The organism is Xanthomonas sp. 4461, assembly GCF_024806475.1.
Taxonomy (GTDB): Bacteria; Pseudomonadota; Gammaproteobacteria; order Xanthomonadales; family Xanthomonadaceae; genus Xanthomonas; species Xanthomonas arboricola_F.
The window spans coordinates 247,764-261,517 of sequence record NZ_JANTYV010000004.1 but is presented as its reverse complement, the minus strand read 5'-3'; the positions used below and the strand labels follow the sequence as shown (position 1 = coordinate 261,517).

Sequence of the window (13,754 nt, the reverse complement as noted above, 5' to 3'; positions counted from 1 at the left end):
GGGATCTGCGCATGCACGCCAACCACATCGCTTCCATCGTTGCAGCCCGCAGCTCCGAACGCCTGCTGCGTCGATCGCCACTGGCGCTGGCGCTGGCCGCCGCGTTCACGCTCAGCGCGCCTGCCGTCGCGCAGGTGGCCAGCACGCAACTACCCACCGGCGGCAGCATCGCCGGCGGCACCGGCACCATCAACGCGCCCAGCGGGGCCAGCCAGGTCATCACCCAGACCTCCAACCGCATGGCGCTGAACTGGTCCACGTTCGACATCGGCTCGGCGGCCACGGTGACCTTCAACCAGCCATCCTCCAGCGCGGCCGTGCTCAACCTGGTCCAGGGCGGCAATCCCACGCAGATCTTCGGCAATCTCAATGCCAACGGTCAGGTGTTCTTGATCAACACCAACGGCATGATTTTCGGCAGCACCGCGCAGATCAATGTCGGCGGGCTGGTGGCCAGCACCCTGGGAGCCACCGCTTCGGACTTCATGAGCGGCAACGATGTGCTCGATGCCGGCGGCAACACGGTCGCGCTGATGTCCAATGCCGGCACCATCAACGCCGCCGCCGGCGCCGTCGACCTGATCGGCGGCAAGGTGGCCAACAGCGGCACCATCACCGCCAGCGCCGGCAACATCAACCTGGTCGGCGCCGACAAGGTCACCCTCAGTTTCGAGAGCGGCGGGTTTGCGGTGGTCATCGACAAAGCGCTGCAATTGCAGTTGGACCAGTTCGCGGTGGACAACTCCGGCAGCCTGATCGCGCCGGGCGGCACCATCTCGCTGAGCGCGCGCGCGGCACGGGGCGTGTTCGACTCGCTGGTCAACAACAGCGGCGTTGTCCGCGCTGCGGCGCTGTCCGGCGGTAGCGACGGCAGCGTCTCGCTGGTGGCCAATGGCGGCGGCAGCAACGGCATCGTCGGCAATGGCACCATCGATGCCGGCAGCGGTGCCATCAGCTATGTCAGCGACGTTGGCGTGCAGCAGGGCGGCGTGCTGACCGCTGGCACCTTCTTCGGCAGCATCGGCGGCAATGCCAGCTTCAGCGGCGCCAACCGGATCGCCAACCTGGGATTCCTGGATGTGTCCGGCAATCTCGGTCTGACCAATAGCATCGATCTGGCCCAACAGGGCGCGTTGACGGTGGGCGGTACCAGCAACTTCTCGCTGGGCAGCCAGACGCTCACGCTGACCGATGGCGGCAACGATTTCGCTGGCGCCGTCAGCCTGACCAGTGGCGCCACCCGGATCACCGACAGCGGCGCACTGAGCCTGGGCACGCTGGCCACCGGCAACCTCACCGCCACCAGTACCGGTACGCTCAATCTCGGCAGCGGCAGGGTCACCGGCGCCCTCAGCGCGACCAGCAACAATGGCGCGATCCAGCAGGCTGGCAATGCCGGCCTCACCGTCACCGGTAGCAGCGATCTGCGGGCCGGCACGGGAGCCATCACGCTGACCATTGCAGGTAACGATTTCCAGCAGGCGGTCAGCCTGCGTGGCGGCGCCACCCAGATTACCGACAGCGGCGCACTGACCCTGGGCACGCTGGCCACCGGCAACCTCACCGCCACCAGTAGCGGTGCGCTGAATCTTGGCAGTGGCGCGGTGACCGGCGCGCTCGTTGCCACCAGCAATGGTGGGCAGATCAGCCAGGCCGGCGCATTGACGGTGGGCGGCACCAGCACGCTCGATTCCGGCAGCGCGAGCACCGCGCTGACCGCGGTCGGCAACGACTTCGTGGGCGCGCTCACGCTGACCGGTACCGGCATTGCAGTACGCGATGCCAACGATCTCACCATCGCCGGGCTCACCAACGGCAGCAACGGCGCCGTCGCGCTCACCGCCGGCGGCGCGCTCAGCCTGCCCGCGCAGGCCATTGCCACCGGCACCGGCGCCCTGTCGCTGAGTGCGCTCGGCGGCGGGCTCAGCACCGCGGGCGCACTGTCCGGCAATCAGGTCAACCTGCGTGCGCGCGATGCGCTGAACCTTGGCCACAGCATCCAGGCCAGCGGCAACCTGCTGCTGACCAGCGACACCGGGGCGATCACCCAGACCGCCGGCCTGCTCGCTGTCACCGGCACCACCGACGCCACAGCGGCAGCGGGCACCGGCGCCATCAGCCTGAACGGTGCCGGCAACGATTTCGGCGGCGCGGTCTCGCTCACCGGCCGCACGGCGCTGGTCAACGACAGCAACGCGCTCACCCTGGGCGCCATCACCACCACCGCGCTCACCGCCATCAGCCACGGCAACTTGAACCTGGGCCAGGGCAGCATCGGCGGCAGCGTCACTGCCAACAGCAATGGCGGCGCCATCATCCAGGGCGGCGCACTCACCCTCACCGGACCTGCAACGCTCAATGCAGGCAGCGGCGCGATCGCACTGGACAACGGCGGCAACGATTTTCAGGGCGGGCTGACCCTGGTCGGCACCGGCATCGCGGTCAGCGACCGCGACACGCTCACCGTGACCTCGCTCACCGCCGGTAGCGGCGGGGACGTCACCCTCACCGCCGGCGCCGACCTGGTGCTGCCAGCGCAGGCCATCGATCTCGGCGCAGGCAATCTGCGGCTGAGCGCGCAGGGCGGCGCGCTGGCGACCAAGGGCGCGCTCAGTGCCAACCAGATCAGCCTGAACGCACGCGACGGGCTGACCCTGGACCACGACACCGATGCCGACAGCACCCTGGCGCTGACCGCCACCAATGCGGCCATCACCCAGGGCGGTGGTGCGATCAGCGCTGGCGCGCTCGGCACCGTCAACGCCGGCACCGGTGCGATCTCGCTGCTCGGTCCGGGCAACGATTTCAAGGCCGGACTGGACCTGACCGGTGGCGCCATCGGTATCTACGACCGCAACGACCTGTCCATCGTCTCGCTGACCAGCGCCGCCAACAGCGCGGTCGCGCTCACCGCCGGCGGCACCCTGAGCCTGCCGGCGCAATCGATCGACACCGGCAACGCCACGCTGCAGCTGCGTTCGGACAACGGCAGCGTATCCACCGCCGGTGCGCTGCGCGGTGGCAATGTCAGCCTCAACGGGCGCAACGGCATCACGCTGTCGCATGACATCACCACCAGCGGCAACCTGCAGCTGGGCACCACCGGCGCTGCGCTTACCCAGCTCTCCGGCACGCTCGCCATCGGTGGCACCACCTCGGTCGATGCCGGCAGCGGCGCGGTGGTGTTGAACGGCGCATCCAACGCGTTCACCGGTGCGCTGTCGGTGACCGGTGGCGCGGTACAGATCAACGCGCTCGGCGCCTTGACCCTGGGCAGCTTCAACGCCAACGCGCTGACGCTGCGCAGCGGCGGTGCGCTGAGCTTTGGCCAGGGCAGCGCAACCACCACGCTGACCGCCACCAGCGCCAGCGGCGGCATCACCCAGACCGGCGGGCTTGCAGTGGGCGGTGCAGCGCAGTTCAACGCCGGCACCGACAACATCACCCTGAATGCGAGCGACAACGACTTCGGCGGTGCGGTGGGTCTGAGCGGCAACGCCGTGCAGGTGGTCGATCGCGATCGGCTTACCCTGGGCAACAGCAGCGTCGGCAGCCTGCTGGTCAACAGCAACAACACCGCCATCGACCAGCAAGGCGCGCTGACCGTCAGCGGCAGCAGCCGCTTCGACGCCGGCAGCGGCAGCATCACGCTGACCGATGGCGCCAACAATTTCACCGGCACGGTGAATCTGAGCGGCGGCGCCGTGCAGGTGGTCGATGCCAACACACTCAGGCTTGGCAACCTCAACACCGGCGCGCTCACCGTCAGCAGCACCGGCGCGTTGAACCTGGGCACCGGCAGCACCGGCGCCTTGACCGCCACCAGCAACAATGGGGCCATCACCCAGGCCGGCGCGCTCACCGTCAATGGGCTTGGCAGCATCGACGCCGGCAGCGCCACGGTTGCACTGACCGACATCGGCAATCATTTCGCCGGCACGCTCAATCTCACCGGCGGCGCAACGCAGATCGTCGATACCAGCACGCTTACCCTGGGCAGCCTCAACACCGGCGCGCTCACCGTCAGCAGCAACGGTGCGTTGAATCTGGGCACCGGCAGCATCGGCAGCCTGACCGCGAGCAGCAACAACGGCGCCATCACCCAGACCGGTGCGCTCACCGTTACCGGTACTGGAAGCATCAACGCCGGCAGCGGCACGATTGCGTTGACCGATGCCAACAACGAGTTTCAGGGCGCACTCGGCCTGACCGGCAACGGCATCGTCGTGACCGACCGCAGCCTGCTGCAGGTCTCCTCGATCAATGGCAACACCAGCGGCGACATTGCGCTCACTGCGCAGACACTCGACCTGCCTGCATCGGCGATCTCCGCCGGCACCGGCAGCCTGACGCTCACCTCCACCGGCAGCGCGTTCAGTACCGGCGGCGCTCTGAGCGGTGCCAACGTCGTGCTCACTGCGCGCGACGGCCTGACCCTGGCGCACACCGTCAATGCCGGCAACGCGCTGACCCTGCGCACCACCAATGCCGCAATCAACCAGACCGGCGGCCAGTTGCTGGTCGGCGGCGCCACCACCGTCAACGCAGGTTCCGGCGCCATCGCACTGGCCAATGCCAACGACTTCACCGGCGCCGTGGCGCTCACCGGCGGCGCAACGCAGATCGTCGATACCAACACGCTCACCCTGGGCACGCTCAACACCGGCGCGCTCACCATCAGCAGCAACGGCGCGTTGAACCTGGGCACTGGCAGCACCGGCGCCTTGACCGCCACCAGCAACAACGGCGCCATCACCCAGACCGGTGCGCTTACCGTCACCGGTACTGGAAGCATCAACGCCGGCAGCGGCACGATTGCGCTGACCGATGCCAACAACGAGTTTCAGGGCGCGCTCGGCCTGACCGGCAACGGCATCGCCGTGACCGACCGCAGTCTGCTGCAGGTCTCTTCGATCAATGGCAACACCAGCGGCGACATTGCGCTCACTGCGCAGACACTCGACCTGCCTGCATCGGCGATCTCCGCCGGCACCGGCAGCCTGACGCTCACCTCCACCGGCAGCGCGTTCAGCACCGGCGGCGCTCTGAGCGGCGCCAACGTCGTGCTTACTGCGCGCGACGGCCTGACCCTGGCGCACACCGTCAATGCCGGCAACGCGCTGACCCTGCGCACCACCAATGCCGCAATCAACCAGACCGGCGGCCAATTGCTGGTCGGCGGCGCCACCACCGTCAACGCAGGTTCCGGCGCCATCGCACTGGCCAATGCCAACGACTTCACCGGCGCCGTGGCGCTCACCGGCGGCGCAACGCAGATCGTCGATACCAACACGCTCACCCTGGGCACGCTCAACACCGGCGCACTCAGCGTCACCAGCAACGCTGCGTTGAACCTCGGCCAGGGCACCGTCAACGGCGCACTCGCCGCCACCAGCAACGGCGGTGTCATCAATCAAACCGACGCGCTCACCATCAACGGCGCAAGCAACCTCAACGCCGGCAGCGGGTCGATCGCGTTGCGCAACGCCAGCAACGATTTCGTCGGTGCCGTCGCCGCCACCGGCGACGGCATTGCCTTGGTCGACCGTAACGACCTGCAACTCGCCGCCGTGCAAGGCACCGGCGATGGCGCGGTATCGCTGGATGCCGGCGGTGCGCTGCTGTTGACCTCCACAGTCGACACCGGCAGCGGTGCGCTCGATGCGATCGCGCGCGGCGGCACGCTCACCACCACCGGTGCGCTGCGTGGTGGCGACGTGCAGCTCAGCGGTGCAAACGGCATCGTGCTTGGCAATCGCATCGCTGCGTCCGGCAGCCTGGCGTTGCGCAGCAACAACGCGGCGATCACCCAGAGCGCGGGCACGCTGCAGGTGGCAGGCAACAGCAGCGTCGATGCCGGCAGCGGCGCGATCGTGCTGGATGCCGCCGGCAACGACTTCCAGGGCCTGCTTGCGCTCAGCGGCGGTGCCACGCGGGTGCGCGATGCCAATGCGCTGACGCTGGGTGCGCTGACCACCGGTGCGCTCGATGTCGCCAGCAACGGTGCGCTCAACCTGGGCTTTGGCCTGGTCAATGGCGATCTGGCTGCCGCCAGCAACGGCGGTGCGGTGTCGCAGACCGCTGCGCTGACCGTGACCGGCGCTGCCCGTATCAACAGTGCCGGCGCTTCCATTGCGCTTGCCGATGCCGGCAACGATTTCCAGTCGGCAGTGAACCTCAGCGGTGGCGACACCCGCGTGCGCGATCGCAACGGGCTGACGCTGGGCACTCTGGACGTGGGTGCGCTGGATGTTGCCAGCGGCGCCGGTCTTGACCTGGGCCAGGGCCGTATCGGCGGCACCCTGGTGGCGCGTAGCGGCAGCAATGGAGCCGGCGGAACCGGCAGGCCGACCGCGCAAGCGGTGTCGCGTCCGGCGGCAACCGCCACCGGCATCACCCAGCAAGGCGCGTTGACGGTCGTGGGCACCAGCGTGCTCGACGCCGGCACCGGTGCCATCGTGCTCACCGACGCCGGCAACGATTTCCAGGGCAGCGTGCAGGCCAGTGGCGGCAGCATCGCCTTGGTCGATCGCAACGACCTGGCCGTGGCGGCGCAGGCGAGCGGTGCGGTCGCGCTGCAGGCTGGCGGCCAGCTCTCCACCAGCGGTGCGATCGCCGGCAACGCGGTTGCGTTGAGCAGCGGCGGCGCCCTGCAGCTGGGTCACGACATCACTAGTGCCGGCAACCTCGGCATGCGCAGCGGCGGTGCCATCACCCAGAGCGGCGGCAGCCTGCGCGCAGCGCACCTCAGCGGCAGCGCCACCGGTGCGGCCACGCTGACCGGCGCCGGCAATGCCATCGGCACGCTGGGCGATTTCAGTGCGCAGGGCCTGGACGTGTTCAGCGCCACCACGCTGCAGGTCAGCGGACGCGTGGATGGCGCCACCCTGTTGCGACTGGGCAGCGGCGGCGCGTTATTGCTGGACGGGCAGCTCAACGGCGCCACCACCTGGTTGCAGGCAGTGGCCGGTATCCGCCAGCGCACTGGCAGCACGCTCACCGCCAACCTGCTCAGCGGCACGGCCGGTGGGCCGGTGCTGCTGGGCGATGCCACCACCTTCATCGACAACCGCGTGGTGCGGCTGGGCGATTTCACCGCCAGCAATGGCTTCAGCCTGACCAATGCCGGCGACCTCACCCTGGTGCTGTCCGACGGCAGCATCTACAGCGTGGATGCCGGCAACAGCGCTCTGTTCCTGTCGGTGCGCGGTGATCTGTTGCAGGACGGCCGCGCCACGCTGCGCGATGGCACCGGCAACTTCTCCGCCACCGGCCGCATCGGCACCCAGCAGGACCCGATCTACCTGATCGGCACCGGCGCCCAGGTGATCGGCGCGGTGGGCGCGCCACCGGCGTACTTCAACGCCACCACCGCCGAGGGCGGGCTGCTCGACCTGAGCGGCGGCTCCAGCTTCAACGTGCCGGCCTCGGCGTTTGCCGGTCGCGCGCAGAGCTCGGCCAGCCGCACCATCGCCTTCGTCGACCTGTCCGCCAGCGGGACGCCGTATCGCGCCTTCGGCCTGGTCCGTCCCGGCCTGCGTCTGCCCGACGACCAGCAGCCGGCCTGCGACGCCGGCGACCCGGACGCGGTCTGCACCCCGCAATAAGCCCAGCGCCGCCGCCCACCGCGGCGGCTCCCCCGACGGAGCCTGCCATGCACGACGACACTTCCCTGCAGACCCTGCTGGCGCCGATCAGCGACGACGCCCCGGCCGGCCCGGACCTGGAATACGACCCGGACTTTCTGCGTCTTGAGCGCGACGCGGCCGTCCGCCCCGAGCGCACCCTGGGCGAGAGCGTCATCGCCGCCGAAGAACCCGACTGGGACAAGGTGCAGGCGCTCGCACTGGAACTGAGCCGGCGCAGCCGCGACCTGCGCATCGCCGGCAAGCTGGGCGCGGCCTGGCTGCGCCTGCGCGGCCTGCCCGGCTGGGCCGATACCCTGGCGCTGATCCGCGGCCTGCTGGAACAGCACTGGGACAGCGTGCACCCGCAGCTGGATGCCGACGACGACAACGACCCGACCTCGCGCATCAACGCCCTGGTCGGGCTGGGCGACCCGATGGGCCTGCTCGGCGCGCTGCGCACCACGCCGTTCGTGCAATCGCCGCGGTTGGGCCGCTTCAGCCTGCGCGACCTGCGCGTGGCCAACGGCACCCTCAAGCTGCCCGAGGGCCAGACCGGCCCCAGCCTGGCCGAGATCGAAGCCTGCTGCCTGGACTGCACGCTGGAAACGCTGGCCGCCTCTGCCCAGGCCATCGGCGACGCGTCGGCACACGCGCGCGCCATCGATGCCTTGCTCACCGAACACGTCGGCACCGCCGCACCGGATCTACGCCCGTTGCTGACCGACCTGCGCGAGCTGGAACGTTTCGTGCTGCCGCACTGGCAGGCGCGCGATGGCGGCGCCACCCCCGCATCGGCAGACATCGACGCTGCGCCGGCAGGCGAGGGCGATGACGGCGCACGCAGCAGCGCCCGCCCGCCCGGTGCCATTGCCGGCCCGGACGATGTGCTGCGGCGTCTGGACGAGATCTGTGCCTATTACGCGCGCTGCGAACCGTCCAGCCCGGTCCCGATGCTGCTGCGGCGTGCGCAGCGCCTGGTGGGCTGCGACTTCCTGGCGCTGATGAAAGAACTGGCCCCGGCCGGTATCGACGACCTGCAACGCGTCACCGGCCCGCTGGAAAACGGCTGAGGGCGACGACGACACCGGGCAAACCAGCGTCAGGCGGGTACGGATGAAACGCGCTGAACTGGAGCATACGCGTGATGCATGCTGGCTCAGAGCAGCGGCCGCTTGCTTACCGCCGGCGCGGTCGTTACATCAGCGACCCATCCAACCGCCCAGTCAAACAGGCAGCCGCACAAGGCGCGTCCGCACCACCATCGACTGCCCTACGGCGGCGGCCCAACCAGCCCACCGCCAACCTCCGAACAAAAACGCAGTCACACCGCGCTTTTGCGAATCCCCAATCCCCAATCCCGAATCACCAACGATACAGCTGCCAATACACCTTGTTGACCTTGTCCTTCTCCGCGTCGGTATGCCCGTCGTGGTCGCGGTCGTACAGGAAGTAGGGCGCACCGCGTGCGGGCGTGACGCGCACCATTTCCAGCTGACCGTTGACGCGGTATTCGTCGACCTTGTCGCCGTTGCCCATGGTCTTGCTGGTGACATCTGCACCGGCAGGGATACCGTCGCCGGCAGTGCCGCCGGAGGTGGTGGCACAGCCGCCGAGCAGCAGCAATGGCAGCAGCAAAAGACATGCTCTCTTCATCGTTGTCATCCGTTCTAGGTCGTCGGTGAGTATGCGCTGGGCGGTGTGGCGCGGGTGTGCAGCGTAGAATTGAAGCATGAGCAGATTAGTCCTGATCGACGGGTCCAGTTACCTGTACCGCGCGTTCCACGCGCTTCCGCCGCTGACCAATGCCCAGGGCGAGCCCACCGGCGCCTTGTTCGGCGTGGTCAACATGCTGCGCGCCACCTTGAAGGAGCGCCCGGCTTATGTCGCGTTCGTGGTGGATGCGCCCGGCAAGACCTTCCGCGATGACCTGTATGCCGACTACAAGGCCAACCGCCCGTCGATGCCCGACGACCTGCGCGCGCAGGTGCAGCCGATGTGCGACATCGTGCATGCGCTGGGGATCGACATCCTGCGCATCGATGGCGTGGAAGCGGACGATGTGATCGGCACGCTGGCATTGCAAGGCGCCAGTGATGGGTTGAACGTCACCATCTCCACCGGCGACAAGGATTTCGCCCAGCTGGTGCGCCCGGGTATCGAACTGGTCAACACCATGAGCGGCAGCCGCATGGACTCGGACGAGGCGGTGATCGCCAAGTTCGGCGTGCGCCCCGACCAGATCGTCGACCTGCTCGCGCTGATGGGTGATGCCATCGACAACGTGCCCGGCGTGGAGAAGTGCGGGCCCAAGACCGCCGCCAAATGGCTGGCCGAATACGACTCGCTCGACGGCGTGATCGCCAACGCCGACAAGATCAAGGGCAAGATCGGCGACAACCTGCGCGCCGCATTGCCGCGGCTGCCGCTCAACCGCGAACTGGTCACCATCAAGACCGACGTCGCGCTGGCCAGCGGCCCGCGCGCGCTGGACCTGCGTGAGCCCAACGCCGAAACGCTGGCCGTGCTGTACGCCCGCTACGGCTTCAGCCAGGCCTTGCGCGAGCTGGGCGGCGCAGCGGCCGCCGGCGCGCAGACCGAAGCCATGGCCGTGGCCCGCACCGAACCCGGCCGCGCGCGGGGCACCGGCTTCGTGTCCGGCCCGGTCAGCGCCCCGGTGGAGGTGGACCCCGCGCTGTCGGCACCGGGCCAGTACGAGACCATCCTGACCCAGCAACAGCTCGACAGCTGGATCGCGCGCCTGCGCGCCGCCGGCCAGTTCGCCTTCGATACCGAAACCGACAGCCTGGACCCGCTGCAGGCCGACCTGATCGGCTTGAGCGTGGCCGCCGAGCCCGGTCAGGCGGCGTATCTGCCGTTCGGCCACACCTTCCCGGGCGCCCCGGCCCAGCTCGACCGCAGCCAGGCGCTGGCGCAACTGGCACCGCTGCTCACCGACCCTGCGGTGCGCAAGCTCGGCCAGCACGGCAAGTACGACCTGCACGTGATGCGCCGCCATGGCGTGGAGCTGGCCGGTTATGCCGATGACACCCTGCTGGAAAGCTTCGTGCTCAACTCCGGCAGCGCCCGCCACGACATGGACAGCCTGGCCAAGCGCTACCTGGGCTACGACACGGTCAAGTACGAGGACGTCTGCGGAAAGGGCGCCAAGCAGATCCCGTTCGCCCAGATCAGCCTGGACGACGCCACCCGCTACGCCGCCGAAGACGCCGACATCACCCTGCGCCTGCACCAGGTGCTCGGCCCCAAGCTGGCCGCAGAGCCCGGCCTGGAGCGGGTCTACCGCGACATCGAGATGCCGCTGGTGGAAGTGCTCGCCCGCATCGAGGCCAACGGCGTGTGCGTGGACGCGGCCGAACTGCGCCGCCAGAGCGCGGACCTGTCCAAGCGCATGCTCGCCGCCCAGCAGAAAGCCACCGAGCTGGCCGGGCGCACGTTCAACCTGGATTCGCCCAAGCAGCTGCAGGCGCTGCTGTTCGACGAGCTCAAGCTGCCCGCGGTGGTCAAGACGCCCAAGGGCCAGCCCTCGACCAACGAAGAGGCGCTGGAAGCCATCGCCGACCAGCACGAGCTGCCGCGGGTGATCCTGGAGTACCGCGGACTGACCAAGCTGCGCAGCACCTACACCGACAAGCTGCCGGAGATGATCCACCCGCAGTCCGGGCGCGTGCACACCAGCTACCACCAGGCCGGCGCGGCCACCGGGCGGCTGTCCTCGTCCGATCCCAACCTGCAGAACATCCCGATCCGCACCGACGACGGCCGCCGCATCCGCCGCGCCTTCGTCGCCCCGGCCGGGCGCAAGCTGATCGCCTGCGACTACTCGCAGATCGAGCTGCGCATCATGGCCCACCTGTCCGGCGACCCCGGCCTGGTGGGCGCGTTCGAGTCCGGTGCCGACGTGCACCGCGCCACCGCAGCGGAAGTCTTCGGCCGCACCATCGACACCGTCAGCGGTGACGAGCGCCGCGCCGCCAAGGCGATCAACTTCGGCCTGATGTACGGCATGAGCGCGTTCGGCCTGGCCCGCCAGCTCGGCATCGGCCGTGGCGAGGCGCAGGACTACATCGCGCTGTACTTCAGCCGTTACCCGGGCGTACGCGACTTCATGGAAACCACCCGCCAGCAGGCGCGCGACAAGGGCTACGTGGAGACGGTATTCGGCCGCCGGCTGTATCTGGACTTCATCAACGCCGGCAGCCAGGGCCAGCGCGCCGGCGCCGAGCGTGCCGCCATCAACGCGCCGATGCAGGGCACCGCGGCGGACATCATCAAGCGCGCGATGGTCAGCGTGGACGGCTGGATCGCCGACCACGCGCAGCGCGCGCTGATGATCCTGCAGGTGCACGACGAACTGGTGTTCGAAGCCGACACCGATTTCGTCGACACGCTGCTGAGCGAAGTCACCGCGCGCATGGCCTCGGCGGCGCAACTACGCGTGCCGCTGGTAGTGGATTCGGGCGTGGGCGATAACTGGGACGAGGCGCACTGACGCAGGAATTTACGCTGATATGCTGAATGCGCAGACCAGACATAATTGCTTAAAACATAATGCGACTGCCGCAGATTTGGAGGAATGAATAACCGTTAAATTCTACATTTTTTTAACAGTTATCTTCACGATCCATCAATGTGGAAAATGGTGTTATATCCCTCGACAGGCGCAACGCCTGTCGGCAGATCTCTCCCATCCCCTGGAGCAGATCTCGGAGCGGAAACTCCTCCCCAAGTTTCCGTTCCCTGGCCCCGCCGACCTCCCCCTGGTCTGCGGGGCTTTTTTATTTCCGGAACTCAGACGAACGCTATCGGAATTACGCTGCAGCACAGCATCGGCAGATTGCCCGTGATTTTGTGGAAAATCACAAATCTAAATGGCAACGATTAATTCGTTCAATCAACACAGCGTTTCATCTCCCCAATTCAGTTTTAATCGTCGGGAAATCTGAACGCGTGAATATGGGCGAATGAGCCCACCGATCGAGGCGCTGAGCCCAGTCCCCGCACTGGAGAAAGCGTTCAGCGCCTTCGGGCGTAAGGGAGGCGGTCAGCCCAGCCAGTCGCGCGGCACCAGGTAGTCCAGCAACCGCGCCTCGGCGCTGCCGGGCTCGGCGGTGTAGCCATATTCCCAACGCACCCGCGGCGGCAGGCTCATCAGGATGCTCTCGGCGCGCCCGCCGCTCTGCAGTCCGAAAAGGGTGCCACGGTCGTAGACCAGGTTGAACTCCACGTAGCGCCCGCGGCGGTACAGCTGGAACTCGCGCTCGCGTTCGCCAAAGGGTTCGTCCTTGCGGCGTTGTACGAGCGGCATGTAGGCATCCAGGAAGCCGTTGCCCACCGCCTGCTGGTAGGCAAAATCGCGCTCGAAGTCCTGGCCCAGGTCATCGAAGAACAGCCCGCCGACGCCGCGGGTTTCGTTGCGGTGGCGCAGGAAGAAGTAGTCGTCGCACCAGCGCTTGTGCGCGGCATAGCGCTCTTCGCCGAAGGGCGCGCACAGCGCCTGTGCGGTGCGGTGCCAGTGCTGCACGTCTTCGTCCACCGGGTAGAACGGGGTCAGATCGAAGCCGCCGCCGAACCACGCGGCAACCACCTCGCCATCGCGTTCGGCGCGGAAGTAACGCACGTTCATATGCGTGGTCGGCACGTGCGGATTGTTCGGATGAAACACCAGCGAGACCCCGCAGGCGCGCCAGGTGGCGCCCGCCAGCTCGGGCCGGTGGGCGCTGGCCGAGGGCGGCAGGCGCGTACCGGACACATCCGAAAAGCCGATGCCGGCCTGCTCGAACACCGCGCCATCGCGCAGGATGCGGGTGCGCCCACCGCCGCCTTCCTCGCGCTGCCAGAGATCCTCGGAGAACCGCGCTCGCCCATCGGCGGCTTCCACAGCCGCGCAGATGCGGTCCTGCAGGTCGGTCAGATAATCGCGTACACGCTCGAATTCGTTCATGGCCCAATTCTAAGCCGTGCATCGCAGCCGGTGCGCCTGCCCGACCGTGCCCGTTTGTCGCAGGGCGATGCGATGCGCGCCGGTCGGTTGCCGCGTTGTGCTGCATCGATGCGTCCGGGTGTGTTGGAGCGCCGTTGCAGGCCAGCGACTCCATCGCTAGATCG

The 13,754-nt window shown here is 68.1% G+C and carries 5 protein-coding genes; 3 read left to right on the top strand and 2 right to left on the bottom strand.

All coding sequences use genetic code 11. The features are described 5' to 3' along the window. Positions 1-11 precede the first annotated feature (11 nt). Both FHY19_RS15945 and tssA read left to right on the top strand, forming a co-directional pair. Positions 12-7,607, top strand: a complete 7,596-nt coding sequence (locus FHY19_RS15945) for a filamentous hemagglutinin N-terminal domain-containing protein (RefSeq protein ID WP_259167174.1) — start codon at positions 12-14, stop codon at positions 7,605-7,607. Positions 7,608-7,654: 47 nt separating this feature from the next. Next, complete coding sequence (gene tssA, locus FHY19_RS15940) at positions 7,655-8,698, top strand: type VI secretion system protein TssA (RefSeq protein WP_259167173.1); 1,044 nt, start codon at positions 7,655-7,657, stop codon at positions 8,696-8,698. 292 nt (positions 8,699-8,990) lie between these two features. Here tssA and FHY19_RS15935 read toward each other — a convergent pair whose 3' ends face one another. Next, positions 8,991-9,281 (bottom strand): DUF2782 domain-containing protein, encoded by a 291-nt coding sequence (locus FHY19_RS15935; RefSeq protein WP_046962397.1) that lies wholly within the window; start codon positions 9,279-9,281, stop codon positions 8,991-8,993. Positions 9,282-9,357: 76 nt separating this feature from the next. On the opposite strand from FHY19_RS15935, the gene polA reads away from it, so the two are divergent. Next, positions 9,358-12,138, top strand: a complete 2,781-nt coding sequence (gene polA / locus FHY19_RS15930; protein ID WP_259167172.1) for a DNA polymerase I — start codon at positions 9,358-9,360, stop codon at positions 12,136-12,138. A gap of 552 nt (positions 12,139-12,690) precedes the next feature. Here the strand turns inward: polA and hemF are convergent. Beyond that, complete coding sequence (hemF, locus tag FHY19_RS15925; protein ID WP_259157385.1) at positions 12,691-13,590, bottom strand: oxygen-dependent coproporphyrinogen oxidase; 900 nt, start codon at positions 13,588-13,590, stop codon at positions 12,691-12,693. Positions 13,591-13,754 lie beyond the last annotated feature (164 nt).

Coding starts and splice junctions, on each gene's coding strand:
- FHY19_RS15945 (WP_259167174.1), top strand. CDS start 12: ATGCACGCCAACCACATCGCTTCCATCGTTGCAGCCCGCAGCTCCGAA.
- tssA (WP_259167173.1), top strand. CDS start 7,655: ATGCACGACGACACTTCCCTGCAGACCCTGCTGGCGCCGATCAGCGAC.
- FHY19_RS15935 (WP_046962397.1), bottom strand. CDS start 9,281: ATGAAGAGAGCATGTCTTTTGCTGCTGCCATTGCTGCTGCTCGGCGGC.
- polA (WP_259167172.1), top strand. CDS start 9,358: ATGAGCAGATTAGTCCTGATCGACGGGTCCAGTTACCTGTACCGCGCG.
- hemF (WP_259157385.1), bottom strand. CDS start 13,590: ATGAACGAATTCGAGCGTGTACGCGATTATCTGACCGACCTGCAGGAC.